The organism is Caulobacter sp. GSs2 (assembly GCF_058680895.1).
This window is the reverse complement of record NZ_CM178725.1, coordinates 3,568,416-3,586,519: the sequence shown is the minus strand read 5'-3', so window position 1 is coordinate 3,586,519 and position 18,104 is coordinate 3,568,416. Positions and strand designations below refer to the sequence as shown.

Here is an 18,104-nt window from a genome sequence, read left to right as displayed (position 1 = left end):
GGCGTTTCTGGCGAAGGATGCGCTGACAGGCGGCGCGAACGGTGCTACAGGCCCGCGCCATGAAAGCCGCCGTCATCGTCTTCCCAGGGTCCAACTGCGACCGCGATTGCAAGGTCGCCATCGAGCGCTCCGCCGGAGCCCGCGTCGAGATGGTCTGGCACCAGGAAACGTCGCTGCCCGACGACCTCGACCTGGTCGTTCTGCCCGGCGGTTTCTCCTATGGCGACTATCTGCGCTGCGGCGCGATGGCGGCTCAAAGCCCGGTCATGAAGGCGGTCGTCAAGGCCGCTGATGACGGCATGGCCGTGGTCGGCATCTGCAATGGCTTCCAGGTGCTGTGCGAGGCTGGCCTGCTGCCCGGCGCCCTGCTGCGCAACGAGAAGCTGAAATATATCTGCAAGCCGGTCGAGCTGGAGATCGTCAACAGCCAGACCCGCTTCACCGCCGAGTTCGGCGAGCAGCGCGAGGCGGTGATGACCGTCGGCAATGGCGAGGGCAACTTCTTCGCCGATGAAGAGACGCTGGACCGGCTCGAGGGCGAGGGCCAGGTGGTCTTCCGCTACAAGGACAATCCCAACGGCTCGGCCCGCGATATCGCCGGCATCGTCAACGCCAAGGGCAACGTCCTGGGCCTGATGCCCCACCCCGACCGGTCATTCGACGCCGACCTGGGCTCGGAAGACGGCGCGATCCTGTTCCGCAGCGTGTTCGCCAGCGCCTAGGACTCACGTCCTCTCCCCTCGTCGAGGTCATCCCGGCCGAAGAGCCGGGACCGACGCCTGAGCGCCGCGCTTCCTGCGGTCCCGGATCGGCGCGCTACGCGCTTGTCCGGGATGACAAGTCAGTCGATGGTCCCCCAGCGAAGAATCCTGAGGGGGAAGACCGTGAAGACCATACTGACCTTGCTGGCGACCAGCATATTGGCCGCCGCCACGCCCAGCTTCGCCCAGCAACCCCCTGGTCTGGCCAGCGAAACCCCCGCCGTCTTCAAGCCCAATCTCGACCGCCTGAACTATGAGCGGCGCGAGGTGATGATCCCCATGCGGGACGGCGTGAAGCTGCACACCGTCATCCTGGTTCCCAAGGGGGCCAGCCATGCCGCGATCCTGCTGACCCGAACGCCCTATGACGCCTCGGCGATGACCGCGATCACCCCCGGCGTCAGCATGGCCAACGCCATCGACGGCTATGACCACCCGGTCGATGTCGTGATCGAGGGCGGCTATATCCGCGTCGTCCAGGACGTGCGCGGCAAGTACGGCTCCGAGGGCGACTATGTGATGAACCGGCCCCTGAAGGGCCCGCTCAACCCCACCGAGGTCGACCACGCCACCGACACCTGGGACACCATCGACTGGCTGATCAAGAACACCCCCGAGACCAACGGCAAGGTCGGGATTCTGGGTATTTCCTATGACGGCTTCACCACCCTGCAGGCCCTGTTCAACCCGCACCCCGCCCTGAAGGTGGCCGTGCCGATGAACCCGATGGTCGACGGCTGGAAGGGCGACGACTGGTTCCACAACGGCGCCTTCCGCCAGCAGAACATGCCCTACATGTACGAGCAGGTCGGCACGCGGAAGAACGAGGAGCGCTGGATCTCCGGCGTCCATGACGACTACGACCTCTATATGCGGGCCGGATCGGTCGGCGAGTTGGGCCGCCAGATGGGCCTGCAGCAGATCGGCTTCTGGGAGAAGCTCCTGGCCCATCCGGCCTATGACGCCTTCTGGAGCGGCCAGGCCGTCGACAAGCTTCTGGCCAGGGAGCCGCTGAAGGTGCCGGTGATGCTGGTCCACGGCCTTTGGGACCAGGAAGACATCTACGGCGCGCCGGCGGTCTACAAGGTCCTCGAGCCCAAGGACCTGGGCAACGACAAGGTGTTCCTGGTGATGGGCCCCTGGAACCATGGCCAGCAGATCCACGAAGCCTCAAGCCTGGGCGCCATCAAGTTCAACGCCGACACTGGCCTGCAATTTCGCCAGGACGTGCTGGCCCCCTTCCTGGCCCACTATCTGAAGGACGACGCCCCGCCCATGGACGTGGCGCCCGTCACCGCCTTCGAGACCGGAACCAACCGCTGGCGCAAGCTGGACGCCTGGCCCTCGGGCTGCGCCAAGGGCTGCGCGACGACCGCCACGCCGCTCTATCTTCAGGCCGGCGGCAAGGCGGGCTTCGCCGCGCCCAAGACCGGCGAGGCCGCCAGCGACAGCTATGTCTCCGATCCCGCCAAGCCGGTGCCCTATCGGGCCCGTCCCAGCCAGCCGACCGGCTATGAGCCGCCCCTGACCTGGACCCAGTGGCTGGTCGACGACCAGCGCGAGGCCTCAGGCCGCACCGACGTGCTGACCTATACGACCGAGGTCCTGACGGCGCCGGTGAAGATCAGCGGCGAGCCGATGGTCAATCTGGTGGCCGCCACGACGGGCACAGACGGCGACTTCGTGGTCAAGCTGATCGACGTCTATCCTGATGAGGTCGCGGCCACCCCCGAGATGGGCGGCTATCAGTTGCCGGTGTCGATGGACATCCTGCGCGGCCGCTATCGCGAGGGCTTCGAGACGGCAAAGCCGATCAAGGCCAACGCGCCCCTGACCTATCGCTTCGCCCTGCCCACCACCAACCACGTGTTCCTTCCGGGCCACCGGATCATGGTGCAGGTCCAGTCCAGCTGGTTCCCGCTGTATGACCGCAACCCCCAGACCTTCACGCCCAACATCTTCCTGGCCAAGCCGTCCGACTATGTGAAGGCGACGCAGACGGTGTTCCACGCGGCGGACAAGGCCAGCTTCGTTGAACTGCCGGTGGTGAAGGCCAAATAGGCGGGCAGCCGCGGGGTCAAGCCAGATCTCGGGCGTAGCGCCCGGCGCCGAGCGCTCCTAGGGTGTCACCACCCTAGGGAGTTCCGATCATGAGTCTTGCCTTGTCCCTGCGCGCCGGCCTGCTGGCCGCCGCCGCCCTGACGGTCTTCGCCGCCGCCGCCGCCCACGCCCAGACTGCGGCCCAAGCTGCAGCGATGACGCCGGACATCGACGGCAAGTACGTCGCCGCCAAGGTCGGCTTCGACTACGACAAGCGCGTGGTGATGATCCCCATGCGGGACGGGACCAAGCTCTACACCGTCATCGTGATCCCCAAGGGCGGCAAAGGCCTGCCGATCATGATGACCCGCACGCCCTACAACGCCGCCAAGCGGGCCACGCGCAACGAAAGCCCGCGCATGATCTCGACCCTGCCCCAGGGCGACGAGCCGTTCGTGGCCGACGGCGGCTATATCCGCGTCTTCCAGGATGTGCGCGGCAAGTACGGCTCGGAGGGCGACTATGTGATGACGCGGCCGCTGAAGGGGCCGCTGAATTCCTCCGAGGTCGATCACTCGACCGACGCCTATGACACCATCGACTGGCTGGTGAAGAACGTGCCGGAGACCAACGGCAAGGTCGGCATGCTGGGCAGTTCCTATGAGGGCTTCACGGTGGTGATGGCCCTGGTCAATCCGCACCCGGCCCTCAAGGTCGCCGCCCCGATGAGCCCGATGATCGACGGCTGGATGGGCGACGACTGGTTCCACCACGGCGCGTTCCGTCAGCCCAATTTCGACTTCTTCGCCAGCCAGACCACCGCGCGCGGCGCGGCCGACGACGTGGTGCGGCCCGGCTATGACGACTACGAGACCTTCCGCCGCGCCGGTTCGGCCGGCGACTACGCCAGGCTGAACGGCCTGGAGGGCCTGCCCTGGTGGAAGAAGATGGTCGAGAACACGGCCTATACGCCCTTCTGGAGCGAGCAGGCTCTCGACAAGACCATGGCCAAGACCCCGCTGAACGTGCCGGTCATGTGGATCCAGGGTCTGTGGGACCAGGAAGACATGTGGGGCGGCGTCCACGCCTATGCCGCCACCGAGCCCAAGGATACGGCCAACGACAAGAGTTACCTGGTCCTGGGCCCCTGGCGGCACAGCCAGGTCAATTACGAGGGCTACAACCTGGGCCCGTTCAAGTGGGACGGCGACACCGCCCTGCAGTTCCGCCGCGACGTGCTCAAGCCGTTCTTCGACCAGTACCTGAAGGACGGCGCGCCCAAGGCCGACACGCCACCGGTGCTGATCTACAACACCGGCGCCAATCACTGGGACAGGTTCAAGAGCTGGCCGCTGGCCTGTGAGAGCAACTGCCAGTCCAGGTCCAAACCGCTGTACCTGGCGCCGAACGGCGGCCTGTCCTTCACCGCCCCGGCGGCGGCCAAGGGCGCGGCGGCTTTTGACGAATATGTCTCCGATCCGGCCAAGCCGGTGCCCTACCTGCCCCGCCCCGTGCGCTTCGCGGACGGCGATCGGTGGAAATCATGGCTGGTTACCGATCAGCGCGCCTTCGCCGATCGCACGGATGTGCTGACCTACACGACCGAGCCGCTGGACAAGCCCGTGACCATCGCCGGCGTGCCCAAGGTCAATCTGACGGCCTCGACCAGCGGGACCGACAGCGACTGGGTGGTCAAGCTGATCGACGTCTATCCCGACGAGGTCCCCAGCCAGCCCGAACTGGGCGGCTACCAACTGGCCGTGGGCATGGACATCTTCCGGGGCCGCTATCGCGAGAGCTTCAGCGATCCCAAGGCGATCAAGGCGAACACGCCTTTGAAGTACCAGTTCATCCTGCCGACCGCGAACCACACCTTCAAGCCGGGCCACAGGATCATGGTGCAGGTGCAGTCCAGCTGGTTCCCGCTCTATGACCGCAACCCGCAGACCTTCGTGCCCAACATCCTGCTGGCCAAGCCGGCTGACTATGTGAAGGCGACCCAGCGAGTGTTCCACGCCGGGGATACGGCCAGCTTCATCGAGCTGCCGGTGGTGGAGAAGTAGCGACGGCTCAGTAAAGGGGCCGGCGAACGATCGCCGGCCCTGCACTTGGCGGTAGCGGGGTATCGCGTCAGCGGTCGCGCCGCCCGTCGTCTTGGCTGAGCGCATTATTCCAAGGATTGCATTCCAACTTTACACTCTCCGCAGTATGTGTCCCACTTCGATCAGCTCCATCACAGGCGTGAGAGTTGATCCATGCTGATGCTTGTTCCGATATTGGCCGCAGCCGCGACAATGGCTTCCGCCTCCCCGGCCCCTGTTGATCTGAAACTGGTCTGCCAAGGCGCGCGCGATGACCGGTTCTTCGCGGAGGACGCCACGCGACGCGAAGTTCGATCAGCGCTGCAAGATCGCTGGGCCGCCTATCGTCGGCCGGCGACGATAGAGATCGACATCAACAGCACGCGCGGACGCATCCACCTGGGCGAGCGCATGATCCCGGGCGTGAATACCGGCGGTCGGGACGGCTGGTGGCGCCTGAAGGACGTCAGCCAGCAGGGCGACATCATCACGGGCGCCTATCAGCTGAACGCCAGCAACACCCAGCGCGTGACGGTAAACCGGGCCACGGGCCGGGTCGATATCGCGGGCGCGGGTCGATATCGCGGTGTGTGCCAGCAAGGCCGCGCGATGGACATTCGCCGTCCGCATCCGTTCTAGCCGCCGCCGACTCCGTCGCGGCGCAGCTGCTGGATCTTCACGGGCTTCTCAATCATCTGCCCCTTCAGATAGGGATCGCCCGCGCTGCTGACGGCCGGCGCCTTGTGGATGGCCCGGACCACATCCATGCCCTCGACCACCCGCCCGAACGCCGCGAAGCCTTGGCCATCGGGGTTGCGGGCGCCGCCGAAATCCAGGGCTGGATTGTCGCCGATGCAGATGAAGAACTCCGCCCCCGCCGTGCCCGGCGCGTCGCGCGCCATCGAGATCACCCCGTCGGTATGGCGCAGGCCTGTCTGGCGGGTGGTTTCATGAGCAATGGCCGGCAATGGGCTGTCATCGCGATTCAGCCCGCCCTGAATCACGCTGATGGTCGCCGGGTTGTGGTCGTTCCAGGGTCCGACCGTGCGATAGAAACTGCCGCCGTCGAGGAGGTGCTGGTCGGCATAGGCGAGGAAGTTGGCGACAGTGATCGGGGCCCTGTCGGGATAGAGCTCAAGCACGATGGCGCCGCGTCCGGTCGCCAGCCTCACCTGAACCGGACCCGCTGCCGCTGCCCCGAGCGGCGTGGCCAGCAGAGCGACCAGGAGGCTGCGGCGGTCAATTTCTGCTGTCGGTCCGAGCATGGCGGGTGAACCTCTGTCGGCAGGGCGGGCTTTCCCAGCATAACCATGTTCGCCCGCTTCGCCCCGGGGTTTCAAGCCAGACAGTCGCCTATCTGGATTTACGCAGCCGACCCAGCTCGCTCTGAGAGGGAGAGCGCTGGAAACTGGCGCGCCTCGCGTCACTTATTGGCCTCGAACAAGAAGCGACGATTTCAGGGCCGCGCCCTCGCGCGAACACCGAAATCCGTCGACGGCCTCGATGGGAAGAACCGATGAGCACTCCTGAACCCGTGAGCGGCGTCCCCGTCTGGGCCCGCAAGCGTCGCAAGCCCGGCAATCCGCTGGTTGGCCTGGTGGTGGTTCCGCTGTTTCTGCTGGGCGCGCTGACGGCCGGCCTGGCGATCCACGCCAAGTCGTTCACCGGGGCTGGAGCCCGGATGGACAGCTGGATCGCCATTGTCAGCGTTCAGGTCAAGGACGCCATGGGCGAGCCCACCGGCAAGCCGGCAAAGGCCACGGCGGACAAAGCCGCTCACTGATCGCCCGGGAAAGCCTTTCCAACGCTCTGTCCAGTGGCGGAATCTGCGAGGTCGCGCTAGAAGGCGCCCTCATGAGCACCCCCTCCTCCGCCCCCACCAAGTCGATGGCCGAAACGGCCCGTGAGTTCGGCCTCAACGCCGAGGAATACGCCGTCGTTCTCGACCGCCTGGGCCGCGAGCCCAATCTGGTCGAGCTGGGCGTGTTCTCGGTGATGTGGAGCGAGCACTGCTCGTACAAATCCTCGAAGAACCAGCTGAAGAAGTTCCCGATCACCGGCCCGCGCGTGATCTGCGGACCGGGCGAAAACGCCGGCGTGATCGATATCGGCGACGGCGACGCGATCATCTTCAAGATGGAGAGCCACAACCACCCCTCGTACATCGAGCCCTATCAGGGCGCGGCGACGGGTGTGGGCGGCATCATGCGCGACGTCTTCACGATGGGCGCTCGGCCGATCGCCCTGCTCAACGCCCTGCGCTTTGGCGATCCTTCGCACCCCAAGACCAAGCGTCTGGTCGACGGCGTGGTCGCCGGCATCGCGGGCTATGGCAACTGCGTGGGCGTGCCCACCGTGGCCGGCGAGACCAATTTCCACAGCGGCTACAACGGCAATATCCTGGTCAACGCCATGTGCGTGGGCCTGGCCGACGCCGACAAGATCTTCTACTCGGCCGCGCCGGGCGCAGGCCTGGCCGTGGTCTATTTCGGCTCCAAGACCGGCCGCGACGGCATTCATGGCGCGACCATGTCGTCGGCCGAGTTCTCCGAGGACAGCGAAGAGAAGCGCCCCACCGTCCAGGTCGGCGACCCCTTCGCCGAAAAGCTGCTGATCGAGGCGACGCTTGAGCTGATGGCCACGGGCGCGGTGGCGGCGATCCAGGACATGGGCGCGGCGGGTCTCACGTCGTCGTCGGTCGAGATGGCCGGCAAGGGCGGGGTCGGCATCGAGCTGAACATGGACATGGTCCCCCAGCGCGAAACCGGCATGAGCGCCTACGAGATGATGCTGTCGGAAAGCCAGGAGCGCATGCTGGCGGTCCTCAAGCCGGGCCGCGAGCACGAAGGCCACGCCATCTTCGAAAAGTGGGGCCTGGACGCCGCCGTCATCGGCTACACCACCGACACCGGCCGTCTGGTGCTGAAGCACCACGGCGAACTGGTCTGCGACGTGCCGCTGGCCCCGCTGTTCGACGATGCGCCGCTGTATGACCGCCCCTGGGTCCAGCCCACCCTGCATCCGCGCCTCGACCCGGCCGCCATCCCCGCCCCGACCGACTGGAACCAGGCTGTGCTCAAGGTCGTCGGCTGCCCCGACATGGCCTCCAAGCGCTGGCTGTGGGAACAGTACGACCGCCACGTGATGGCCGACACCCTGGAAGACAGCGCCACCGGCTGCGACGCCGGCATCGTGCGCATCCACGGCAAGGGCAAGGCCATCGCCGTGACCAGCGACGTCACCCCGCGCTATGTCCAGAACGACCCCTATGAGGGCGGCAAGCAGGCCGTGGCCGAGGCCTGGCGCAATCTGACGGCCGCCGGCTCGCTGCCGATCGCCATCACCGACAACCTCAATTTCGGCAGCCCCGAAAAGCCCGAGACCATGGGCCAGATCGTCCGCGCCACCGACGGCATGGCCGAGGCCTGCCGGGCGCTCGACTTCCCGGTCGTGAGCGGCAATGTCAGCCTTTACAACGAGACCAACGGCGTCGCCATTCCGCCGACCCCCACCGTCGGCGCCGTGGGCCTGCTGGAAGATTATGACCTGCGCATGGGCTTCGGAAACGTGGCCGAGGGCGACACCCTGGTGCTGATCGGCAAGACCCAGGGCGAACTGGGCGCGTCCATCTATCTGCGCGAGATCCTGGGCCGCGAAGACGGCGCCCCGCCGCCGGTCGACCTGGCCGCCGAGCGCAAGCACGGCGACTTCGTGCGCGGCCTGATCCCCACCGGCCTGGTCGCCGGCCTGCACGACCTGTCGGACGGCGGACTGCTGATCGCGGCGGCTGATGTGGCCCTGGCCAGCAAGGTCGGGATCACCCTGAACGCCTCCAGCAGCCTGCAAGCGCACCCCTATCTGTTCGGTGAAGACCAGGCTCGCTACCTGATCGCCACGCCGGACCCGGACGCGGTGCTGGCAGCGGCCAAGGAAGCCGGCGTCAGCGCCAGCCTGGCCGGCGTGGCCGGCGGCGACGCCTTCGCCTCCACGGGCCTGTTCTCCATCCCTCTCGAAACCCTGCGCGCGGCTCACGAGGCCTGGATGCCGGGCTTCATGGGCGCGGCGGCCTGAGGACATCAGAATGAAAATCGCGATCCTGGCGACGGCCGCCCTGGCCATGTCGCTGCTGACCGCCTGCGCCCCGACCGCGCCGGCGCCGTCGCCGACGGCCGAGGTCTCCGAAGCGGCCTGCCTCGCGCGCGGCGGGGTGATCCAGAGGGGCGGCAAGCTGCAGCTGCCCACCTGCGTCACGCCCTATGCCGACGCCGGCAAGACCTGCACCGACAAGACCCAGTGCGAAGGCGCCTGCATCCTTGAGGGCAATCTGGAGCCGCAGGCGTCGGTCACCGGCCAGTGCCAGAAGACCAGCGTCCAGTTTGGCTGCTACGCCAGGGTCGTGGACGGCAAGACCACCGGCGCCATCTGCGTCGACTGATCCCGCAGGGATGGGGCCGACCCGGAAGCTCCGGGCCGGTCCTGCGCGATGACAGGGCGGTCGAACCGCCTCGCTAAGGCCACGTTTGAGCGGGACACAACATCATGCACCCCAGATTGACCCGCGCCCTGGCCATTACAGGCCTCACCCTGACACTGGGGGCCTGCGCGACAGCCGCTCCCGACCGCTCGGGCTTCCTGAGCGGCTATGAGGGCCTTCAGGCTCGGGAAAAGGGCGGCCGGGCAAAAATCCGCCAGTTCCGCGATCCGGCCGCGCTGGACGCTGTGCGCCGCGTGGCCCTGACGCCGGCCGTCCTGTCCGAGGGCGCCGACAGCCGCTCGCCCCTGACGCCGGAGGAGCGCCACGTCGTTCTGCGCGAAGTCGATGCGCAACTGTGTTTCGAGCTGTCCGAGCGGTTCGAGATCGTCGCTGCGGAACAGGCGGACGCCGATGTGCGCGCGGCCGTCACCTGGTTCGAGCCCACCGGGCGGATCGCCTCGGCCGCCTCGGCGGCGTCGGGCTTCTTCATTCCGGGCCCCATCGGCCTGCGGGCGCCGGGCACGCTGGGCGGACTGGGCGTTGAGGCGGAAATGCGTGCGACCAGCGACCAGCGTCAGATCGCCGCCATCGCCTGGGCGCGGCGCGCCATGGCGGTCGGCACCGACGACCCATCCTTGTCACGCATGGGCGACGCCCTGCAGTTCGCCGAACCCTTTGCCGATGTGGCGGCGGAGGTCATGACCCCCAAGGGGCTGAAGTCGCGCAAGATCGACCGCCAGACAGACCCCTGCAAGGCCTATGGCGATCGCTTTCAGCCGGGCGGCATGATCGCCGGGAGCATCACCAACCTGTATATTCCAGACTCCCGGGGCGAGGCCCCCGCCAAGGCCCCGCCGCCCAAGGAGTAGCGGCCCCGGACCGCATTTAGGCGCGGCCCGGGAACCGGCGGGTCAGGGCATCAGCACGGTGTCGATGACGTGGATCACGCCATTGGACTGCAGAGCATCGGCGATGGTGATGTTCGAGACGCCGCCCTTGGCGTCGGTGATCGTCCAGCCGTGATGACCCTTGGCCACGGTGATCGGCTGACCCTGTACGGTGGTCAGGACGGCCTTGCCGCCGCCGGCCTTGGCCTTGGCTTCAATGTCAGCCGCCGTCAGACGGCCCGCCACGACGTGATAGGTCAGGATGGTGGTCAGGGTGCCTTTGTTCTCGGGCTTGACCAGGGTTTCGACCGTACCGGCCGGCAGCTTGGCGAAAGCGGCGTTGGTCGGGGCGAACACCGTGAACGGACCCGGGCTGGACAGGGTCTCGACCAGACCGGCGGCCTTGACGGCGGCGACCAGGGTCGTGTGGTCCTTTGAATTGACCGCGTTCTCGATAATATTCTTGGTCGGATACATGGCGGCGCCGCCGACCATTACAGTCTTTCCATGCCCTGCGGCATGATGTTCCATTTTCGCGAAGGCGGAACCGCCGCACGAGATCGCAAGCACGCCAGCGATGGCGAGCATCATGGTCTTCTTCATGGGGTCTTCTCCGGGGAGTTACTGGTCCGTTGCTGGGACAAACACAGCTACGAACGCGTCCCGCAGTCGGATGCGCGCCGGATTAAAATTTCCGCCTGACCTGTCGCGAAGGCCTTTTACCAAGCGCCGCTGAGCTCGACTCCTCGCGCTCTATATCCTCGTCACCCCGGGACTTGTTCCCGGGGCCCATTGTGCAACCGCAGGCGCGGCGCAGAATAGAACTCTCACGAGGAAGCTGACCCATCGGCCCCGGGAACAAGTCCCGGGGTGACGGCGTATTTTCAGATTTGGACCCTCTGAGGTCAGGATCAACGGCCGTTAGTATTAGCCTGCCGCTACCTCAGCGTGCTCGCGCCCAGACCAGCGAGCGATGGCTTCAAGCAGCCTGGACGGATTGATCGGCTTGCCCAGATGATCGTCCATCCCGGCGGCGATGCAATTGGCCACCTGCTCGGGCAGGACATTGGCGGTCATGGCGATGATCGGGGTGCGCGAGCCGGGAGCGTCGGTCATGGCCCGGATGCGCCGGGTGGCGGTCAGGCCGTCCATACCCGGCATCTGGATATCCATCAGCACCAGGTCGTAGCTTCCCTGGCGCAGCGCCTCGACGCCCGCGACGCCGTCATTGGCCGTGTCCACCTTGATGCCGAAAGGCTCAAGCATGATGCGGATCAGCTCGCGATTGACGGCGTTGTCCTCGACCAGCAGAAGGCGGGCCGCCTGTAGCGGATCAGGGGTCACAGGATCTTCCATCGGGGCTTCCGGCGCCAGATCGCACAGGGGCGCACGGATCTCGAACCAGAAGCACGAGCCTTCGCCCTCGCGGCTGTCGACACCGATCTCGCCGTCCATCTGCTCGATGATCCGGCGCGAAATGGCCAGCCCAAGGCCCGTGCCGCCAAACCGTCGCGACACCGCCGCATCGGCCTGGGAAAACCGGTCAAAGACGTTATCCAGCTGCTGGCTGGCGATCCCGATTCCGGTGTCGCGCACCTCGACCCGCAGCACGCCCTCGCCGTCGGCCAGAACCTGGTTCACGACCACCGTGACCTGGCCGGTATTGGTGAATTTCACCGCGTTGGACAGGAGATTGAGCAGCACCTGGGTCAGACGTGGTGCATCGGCCTGCATGGCCGACAGATGATCAGGGGCCGAAACCGCGAGGACCAGCCCCTTGGCCTCGGCCTGGCCCTTGATCAGGGCGGCGCACGAGGCGACCATGACCAGCGGATCGAAGGGCTGCGGATCCAGCTCGACGCCGCCGGCCTCCAGCCTCGAGAAGTCGAGCACGTCATTGACGACGTTCAGAAGGGTGTTGCTGGCGTCCTGGATCAGCCCCACATGCCGCGCATCTCGCTCCGACAGGGTGCTGGACCCGCGCAAGACCCCGGCAAAGCCGATAATGGCATTGAGCGGCGTACGCAGCTCATGGGTCATGTTGGCCAGGAAGTCGGACTTGGCCGCAGCCGCCGTCTGGGCCAACTCCAGGGCGTGGGTGAGTTCCAGTTCCAGCGTCTTGCGCTCGGTGACATCGCGCGTCGTCACCAGCAGTTCGCGCTCGGCGCCGGCCACCCGCTTGTAGGTGCTCTCAAACCAGATCGGCGTGCCGTCCTTGCGGGCGCTCTCGTACTCGTAAACCTTGGATTCGCCGCCGGGAACCAGGGTTCGCACCAGGGCCTGAACCGCCTCATAGTCCTCAGGACTGGTCATCGCCTCCGGCGGCAGGGTCCGCCATTCCTCGACGGTAAAGCCGGTCAGTCGCTCAATGGACGGCGACATGTAGAGACGCTCGCCGGACCGGGACCACAGATTGATGTTGTCCGTCAGATTCTCGGACAGGAGCCGGTAAAGCCGGTCGCTTTCCCGCAACCGCTCCAGGGCGTCCTCGGCCTCGGCCCGCCGATGCTCGGCCTCATCGATCGCCAGTTGCTTGGCCGCCAGGCTGCTGGACAGGTCCATCTCCAGCCGCCGCAGACCCTCGCGCTGTCGACCGATGGAAAGGGCCAGCGGCGCGGCGATCATCGTGGAGATCAGGAACGTGGCAAGCGGCGAGTAGGCGGCCGGGTTATGCAGGACCAGGATATTGACCACATAGTCCAGCGCCATGGCGACGCCCACGACGAGGGCGACCGTCCAGAGAGTTCTGACTATCGTACCGCGCAGCAAGGACCGGTCGATCTCGGCGAATCCTTTTAGAATTCCAGCAGGCTTGGCAGAACTTAAGTTGAGATGGCCCGAGTTGCCAACAGGGGTGGCAATCCGCCGCGCCATTTGGACCGATCAGTGCGCGGGCTGCAGGGTGTCCAGATCCCGGTCCAGCGCCAGGCTCGCGGCGACCACGGTGGCGACCGAGCGCTTGAAGAAGTCCTGCGGGATCGTGGCGAAGTCGTCGGTGCTCTTGTGATATTCGGGATGATCCTCGACCCCGAAATAGAGCCACCGCACGCCTTTGACGGCGAAGGCGTAGTGGTCAGACTGGCTGGTCCAGTTGTTCTGCGCGCCGTCGGCGTCGGTGTCGTGGCCCAGCTTCAGGCTGACCGGCGCGGTCGCCGCCACCTTCTCCAGGATCGGCTTCAGCGCCGGAAACGGCGAGGCGCCGCTGACATAGAGCTCGTTCTTCGCGTTCTTGCTCAGCATGTCGAAATTGATGTTCAGGGCGATCGTCGACAGCGGCACGGGCGGATTGGCGACGAAGGCGTGGGCCCCGCGCAGACCGCCCTCTTCGGCGTCGACCACCGCCAGGATCACATCGTGCCTGGGCGGACTGGCCTTGAAGGCTTCGGCGACAGCCAGCAGGCCGGCCACGCCCGAGGCGTTGTCGTCGGCGCCGTTGAAGATCTCGCCGCCCCGCACGCCCAGATGGTCGTAGTGGGCGGTGACCACGATGGCCTTGCCGTCACCCGCAGTTCCGGGAATGCGGGCCACCAGATTGATGGCGTCCACCTTAGTCCCGTCGCGCCGCGTGAAGCTGAAAGGCTGCTCGAAGCTGGCCCCGATGGGCGACAGGCCGATCTCGCCAAAGCGCTTGAGGATATGCGCCCGCGCGAGCGCCGAGCCTGGCGTGCCCGGCGCGCGGCCCTGCATGGCGTCGTCCGACAGGATGCGGACATCGTCCAGCGCCATGGCGCCCGGCGTTGCGGCGCTGGACGGGGCGGCGACGCCCAGGGCGAAAATCAGGGCCAGAAGGCGGAGGCGCGGAGCGAGAACCTGAATCATGCCGTCCCTATGCCTGCAGACGGCTTCCAGAGGGAGTTAAATCACCTTAACCCTGCCTGTGGCCAAAAGCCGCCCTATCGTCTGCCGTACGCCCGTTCTTAAGACTTCCGGGGCATACAACCCTTCAAGGATTGGAGCTTTCCTCCCGTGCCCATGTCTCCCGCCGACCTCGAAGGCCGCCTGCACGCCGCCTTCCCCGACGCCGAGATCGTGCTGACCGATCTGGCCGGCGACGGCGACCACTACAAGGCGCGCATCGTGTCGCCCGCATTCCGGGGTCTGAGCCGGGTCAAACAGCACCAGATGGTCAATCGCGCCCTGGCCGATGTGCTGGGTGGGACCTTGCACGCCCTGGCGCTCGAAACGGCGGCGCCGCCCGCAGACCTGGCCGACTAGCCGTGCTTTACCGGCCGTTCGGCAATTCGGGCATGACGGTTTCGGCGATCACCCTTCGCCTGTCCGACCAGTCGCGCCTGCGCGCCAGCGAGTGGCGGGCCCTGATCTACACGGCCATCGAGAACGGGATTAACAGCTTCCAGATCGACGGCGCTTCGGCGCCCTTGCTGCAGGGCGCGGCCGAAGCCTTCGCCTCGGTCGAGCGGCGACTGCTGTTCCTGACCTGGCGGGTGCGCGAAGAAGCCGGCCAGTTCACCGCCGCAGTCGTCGAAACCATGATGACTTCGGCCTTCGATGACCTTGGCCTGGACTATCTGGACCTGGTGCTGCTCAACGACCCGCTGGGTCCTGACCTGCCGGCCGCCGCCGGCGATGTGCTTCGCACCCTGCACCAGGGGCGAGCCATCCGGGGCCTTGGCGTGGCCAGCCGGGGCGACGTGGATCCGGCGCTGACCCGCTCTGGCCTGGTCACCGCCCTGTCGTCGCCGTTCAACCTGTCGTCGGGCTGGGCCGAGCGCAATCGCGTCCGCGCCGCCGTCAGCCAGAACCTGGCGGTGATCGGTGAAGACTTCTGGCCCCAGGCCCTGCGCGAGTTGGGCAGCAAGCCGCTGTTCCAGAAGCCCTCGCTGTGGCGGCGTCGCAGCGATCCGCTGGCCGATGTCGGCGGCTATGACTTCCTGACGGGCACCCAGGGCTGGAGCGCCGAGGAGATCTGCCTGGGCTACGCCCTGACCGAGCCCTCGCTGGCCACGGTGCAGATCACCGCCGACACCCAGGCCGAGGTCGAACGCCTGGCCGCCGTGGTCGAGCGCGACCTCCCCAACGGCGTCTGCGCCCAGATCGAAATGGCGCGCTTTTCGGCCCAGGAACGCGAACGCGCCGCCAGCCAGCGATAGCGCCGGCTCTTGACCCGGGGACATGCGGCGCCTAGCTGAAGGGACTTGCAAGGATCTACCCGCCATGACTGACGCCGCCTCCTCCCCCGCCCTCGACTTCATCGCCAAGACCGTGACCGACCACGCCGTGGTGCTGTTCATGAAGGGCGTTCCCGACCAGCCGCGCTGCGGCTTCTCGGCCGTTTCGGTGCAGATCCTCGACCATCTGGGCGTCGAGTTCATCGGTGTCGACGTTCTGCAGGACGACGACCTGCGCCAGGGCGTCAAGACCTTCACCGACTGGCCGACCATTCCCCAGCTCTATGTGAAGGGTGAGTTCATCGGCGGCAGCGACATCGTCCGCGAGATGTTCCAGTCGGGCGAACTGAAGACGCTGATGACCGAGCAGGGCCTGATCGAGGCTTGAGCCCCCCAGGCGAAGTGCAGAGCGGCTCGCCGCCCGTGGGGGGCTCAACCTCCTTTGAGAACGCGCGCGCCAACCCCGAAACCGCTGACACTTTCGGGGGCCGCGCGTGAGCCGGGTTTTCCAGCCCGCCGCCAACGCCTTCTCGATGACCTTCACGCCCACGGCGTCGGACATCGACGCCAATGAGCACGTCAACAACGTGGTCTATCTGGCCTGGGCCCAGGATCTGGCCATCGCCCATTGGGCGGCCCGGACCTCGCCCGAAGAGCGCGCGCCGTGGAGCTGGGTGGCCCGCCGGCACGAGATCGACTATCGCCGGGAACTGCGCCAGGACGAGATCGCCACCGGCTACACCTGGGTCGGCGAGCTGAAGGGTCCGCGCTTCGAGCGCTATGTCCGCATCGACGGCCCCGACGGCGAGATGTGCGCCCAGAGCCGCACCGACTGGGTGCTGATCGACATCGCCGCCCGCCGCCCGGCCCGGGTGATGGACTGGATGGTCGAGCGGTTCAGCGCGAAGGGTTAGCCACCGCGAACCGCTCCCCGCGCCTCAGGCCCAGCGCCTCATAGCTGAACACGAGGTCGACCACCCCCGCCTCGCCAAACCGGCAGGTCTCCAGCCGTCGCCGCGCGAAGGCCAGCACCGCGCCGCCGGCGCCGCGATCCAGTCGGAACACGAAGTCAGCCTTGGCGACGCAGCCTTTCGAGGCCACGCGCACCGTCAGGCCGTGACGGTCGGCCGTCACGCTCACAGGCTCCAGCTCGGGCCATGTGACGTCGGACGCCAGAAGCCTGGGTGTCGTGGCGCAGCCCGCGACGACAAGGGCCACGCCGCAAACCAGCAGGGATCGACGGGATGGCGGCATGGACGGCGGTGCGATCCTGGAGGGCGTCTATGACCCTGATCCTTCAGGACGGAGACCGCCAGCGCAACGCCATTCTTGGACGCTAACTAGCTCCAGGGCCCCGTCCGGCGCGGCGTGCTGACCGGCACGGCCGTGCCCACGCGCCGGGCGCGCGTCCCCTGCCCCACGCCCAGGGCCAGCAGCGCCTCGACGCGGTTGTGGGTGGCCGGGTGGGTCGAGAACAGGTTGTCGGCCCCGCTGCCGTTCAGCGGGTTGATGATGAACATGTGGGCCGTGGCCGGATTGCGCTCAGCCTCGTGGTTCACCCGTCCGCCCCGGGCATAGGCCTCGATCTTCTGCAGGGCGCGCGCCAGGGCGGCGGGGTCGCCGCCGATCTGGGCGCCCACGCGATCAGCCTCGTATTCGCGCGAGCGGCTGATGGCCATCTGCACCAGCATGGCGGCGATGGGCGCCAGAATGGCGATGGCGATCGCGCCGATCATGCCGCCCGGCCGGTCCTCGTCGCGCGAGCCGCCGAAGAAGAAGGCGAAATTGGCCAGGCCCGAGATGGCGCCGGCGATGGTGGCCGTCACCGTCATGGTCAGGGTGTCGCGGTTCTTCACATGGGCCAGTTCATGGGCCATGACGCCGGCGATCTCGTCGCGGTCCAGCATCGCCAGCAGGCCTGTCGTGGCGGCCACGGCCGCATGCTGCGGATCACGGCCGGTGGCGAAGGCGTTGGGCTGGTCGTTCTCCATCACGCAGACCCGCGGGCGCGGCAGGCCGGCCTTGTCGGCCATGGCGTGAACGTCGATGGCATAGTCGCGGATGCGGCGGTCGGGGTGAGTCTCGTCGACCTCGACCGCGCCATAGGTCTTCAGCACGATCTTGTCGGCGTTCCAGTAAGAGAACGCGTTCAGGCCGATGGCGAAGACCAGGGCGACCAGCATGCCTGTGGCGCCGCCGATCATGAAGCCGGCCGCCATGAACAAAGCGGTCAGGCCGGCCAGCAACATGTAGGTCTTGAGGTGGTTCATAGCTCTTTCGTCAGTCGAAGATGTCGAAGAGATCAAAACCCTTCTTCTTCTTGTAGTGGCCCTGTTGGCCATAGCGATGACGATCATCGTCATCCTTGTAGCGTCGGGGCTCTTCGTAGCGCGGCGGCGGAGCATAGTGCTGCTGCTGCTGCGGCGGAGCCTGATACGGCGCCTGCTGACGCGGCGGCGGCGGCGCGGCCTGGCCGGCGGCGTCTTCGCGCTCCAGGGCCATCAGCTTTTCAAGCTCGCCGCGATCCAGCCACACGCCCCGGCACTTGGGGCACATGTCGAACTCGACGCCGGCGCGGTTCACGGCCTGCATCGATCCATCGCAGTTAGGGCACATCAGTAGCGGCATTTGGCAATTTCCCTATCCAGACCGGATGGGTGTTCCCGACGCTGAATCCGGACCGAGGGGGGGGTGGGGGACACCGGACCCATACATCGAGAACACCCGATGCG

At 66.8% G+C, this 18,104-nt stretch carries 19 protein-coding genes; 12 read left to right on the top strand and 7 right to left on the bottom strand.

What is annotated here, in order from left to right:
* Positions 1 to 59 precede the first annotated feature (59 nt).
* From purQ to ACW17Z_RS17320, 4 genes are all read left to right on the top strand, one after another.
* Entirely contained in the window at positions 60 to 722 is a 663-nt protein-coding gene (gene purQ, locus ACW17Z_RS17335) for a phosphoribosylformylglycinamidine synthase subunit PurQ (protein WP_419320879.1), read from the top strand.
* Positions 723 to 884: 162 nt separating this feature from the next.
* On the top strand, positions 885 to 2,822 hold the full coding sequence (locus ACW17Z_RS17330; RefSeq protein WP_492056910.1) for a CocE/NonD family hydrolase: 1,938 nt from the start codon (positions 885 to 887) through the stop codon (positions 2,820 to 2,822).
* An 89-nt stretch (positions 2,823 to 2,911) separates the two neighbouring features.
* Positions 2,912 to 4,864: a CocE/NonD family hydrolase gene (locus ACW17Z_RS17325; protein WP_492056909.1), complete on the top strand. Its 1,953-nt coding sequence runs from the start codon at positions 2,912 to 2,914 to the stop codon at positions 4,862 to 4,864.
* Positions 4,865 to 5,056: 192 nt separating this feature from the next.
* Positions 5,057 to 5,521, top strand: coding sequence for a hypothetical protein (locus tag ACW17Z_RS17320; RefSeq protein WP_492056908.1), 465 nt, complete (start codon positions 5,057 to 5,059; stop codon positions 5,519 to 5,521).
* Here ACW17Z_RS17320 and ACW17Z_RS17315 read toward each other — a convergent pair.
* Entirely contained in the window at positions 5,518 to 6,147 is a 630-nt protein-coding gene (locus ACW17Z_RS17315) for a peptidylprolyl isomerase (protein WP_492056907.1), read from the bottom strand. The genes ACW17Z_RS17320 and ACW17Z_RS17315 overlap by 4 nt on opposite strands.
* A 251-nt stretch (positions 6,148 to 6,398) precedes the next feature.
* Here ACW17Z_RS17315 and ACW17Z_RS17310 point away from each other — a divergent pair, with 251 nt between their 5' ends.
* The 4 genes from ACW17Z_RS17310 (at position 6,399) to ACW17Z_RS17295 (ending at position 10,225) form a co-directional block, all read left to right on the top strand.
* A complete protein-coding gene (locus tag ACW17Z_RS17310) occupies positions 6,399 to 6,665 on the top strand; it encodes a hypothetical protein (RefSeq protein ID WP_419320874.1) in 267 nt (88 codons plus the stop codon).
* Between the two features lie 71 nt (positions 6,666 to 6,736).
* Positions 6,737 to 8,953, top strand: a complete 2,217-nt coding sequence (gene purL / locus ACW17Z_RS17305; protein WP_419320872.1) for a phosphoribosylformylglycinamidine synthase subunit PurL — start codon at positions 6,737 to 6,739, stop codon at positions 8,951 to 8,953.
* A 10-nt stretch (positions 8,954 to 8,963) separates the two neighbouring features.
* The gene (locus ACW17Z_RS17300) at positions 8,964 to 9,317 is read left to right on the top strand and encodes a hypothetical protein (RefSeq protein WP_419320870.1); all 354 of its coding nucleotides are present in this window, start codon (positions 8,964 to 8,966) and stop codon (positions 9,315 to 9,317) included.
* Positions 9,318 to 9,421: 104 nt separating this feature from the next.
* A complete protein-coding gene (locus ACW17Z_RS17295; protein ID WP_419320869.1) occupies positions 9,422 to 10,225 on the top strand; it encodes a DUF3313 family protein in 804 nt (267 codons plus the stop codon).
* Positions 10,226 to 10,267: 42 nt separating this feature from the next.
* Here the strand turns inward: ACW17Z_RS17295 and ACW17Z_RS17290 are convergent, their stop codons facing one another.
* The 3 genes from ACW17Z_RS17290 to ACW17Z_RS17280 all read right to left on the bottom strand — a co-directional run bounded on the left by ACW17Z_RS17290 (position 10,268) and on the right by ACW17Z_RS17280 (position 14,062).
* Complete coding sequence (locus tag ACW17Z_RS17290) at positions 10,268 to 10,846, bottom strand: fasciclin domain-containing protein (protein ID WP_419320867.1); 579 nt, start codon at positions 10,844 to 10,846, stop codon at positions 10,268 to 10,270.
* A gap of 324 nt (positions 10,847 to 11,170) precedes the next feature.
* Complete coding sequence (locus tag ACW17Z_RS17285) at positions 11,171 to 13,012, bottom strand: PAS domain-containing hybrid sensor histidine kinase/response regulator (protein ID WP_492056906.1); 1,842 nt, start codon at positions 13,010 to 13,012, stop codon at positions 11,171 to 11,173.
* Between the two features lie 114 nt (positions 13,013 to 13,126).
* Positions 13,127 to 14,062 (bottom strand): M20/M25/M40 family metallo-hydrolase, encoded by a 936-nt coding sequence (locus ACW17Z_RS17280; protein ID WP_492056905.1) that lies wholly within the window; start codon positions 14,060 to 14,062, stop codon positions 13,127 to 13,129.
* A gap of 147 nt (positions 14,063 to 14,209) precedes the next feature.
* Here ACW17Z_RS17280 and ACW17Z_RS17275 point away from each other — a divergent pair, with 147 nt between their 5' ends.
* The 4 genes from ACW17Z_RS17275 to ACW17Z_RS17260 all read left to right on the top strand — a co-directional run bounded on the left by ACW17Z_RS17275 (position 14,210) and on the right by ACW17Z_RS17260 (position 16,286).
* Entirely contained in the window at positions 14,210 to 14,458 is a 249-nt protein-coding gene (locus ACW17Z_RS17275; protein ID WP_492056904.1) for a BolA/IbaG family iron-sulfur metabolism protein, read from the top strand.
* A 2-nt stretch (positions 14,459 to 14,460) separates the two neighbouring features.
* On the top strand, positions 14,461 to 15,354 hold the full coding sequence (locus ACW17Z_RS17270; RefSeq protein ID WP_492056903.1) for an aldo-keto reductase family protein: 894 nt from the start codon (positions 14,461 to 14,463) through the stop codon (positions 15,352 to 15,354).
* Positions 15,355 to 15,418: 64 nt separating this feature from the next.
* Positions 15,419 to 15,760 (top strand): Grx4 family monothiol glutaredoxin, encoded by a 342-nt coding sequence (gene grxD, locus ACW17Z_RS17265; RefSeq protein WP_419320862.1) that lies wholly within the window; start codon positions 15,419 to 15,421, stop codon positions 15,758 to 15,760.
* A 106-nt stretch (positions 15,761 to 15,866) separates the two neighbouring features.
* Positions 15,867 to 16,286, top strand: a complete 420-nt coding sequence (locus tag ACW17Z_RS17260; protein WP_419320861.1) for an acyl-CoA thioesterase — start codon at positions 15,867 to 15,869, stop codon at positions 16,284 to 16,286.
* Here ACW17Z_RS17260 and ACW17Z_RS17255 read toward each other — a convergent pair.
* From ACW17Z_RS17255 to ACW17Z_RS17245, 3 genes are all read right to left on the bottom strand, one after another.
* Entirely contained in the window at positions 16,270 to 16,626 is a 357-nt protein-coding gene (locus ACW17Z_RS17255; protein WP_492056902.1) for a hypothetical protein, read from the bottom strand. The genes ACW17Z_RS17260 and ACW17Z_RS17255 overlap by 17 nt on opposite strands.
* A gap of 86 nt (positions 16,627 to 16,712) precedes the next feature.
* Positions 16,713 to 17,642: a zinc metalloprotease HtpX gene (gene htpX, locus ACW17Z_RS17250; RefSeq protein ID WP_492056901.1), complete on the bottom strand. Its 930-nt coding sequence runs from the start codon at positions 17,640 to 17,642 to the stop codon at positions 16,713 to 16,715.
* 10 nt (positions 17,643 to 17,652) lie between these two features.
* Positions 17,653 to 18,000, bottom strand: a complete 348-nt coding sequence (locus ACW17Z_RS17245) for a TFIIB-type zinc ribbon-containing protein (RefSeq protein WP_419320857.1) — start codon at positions 17,998 to 18,000, stop codon at positions 17,653 to 17,655.
* Positions 18,001 to 18,104: the final 104 nt, after the last annotated feature.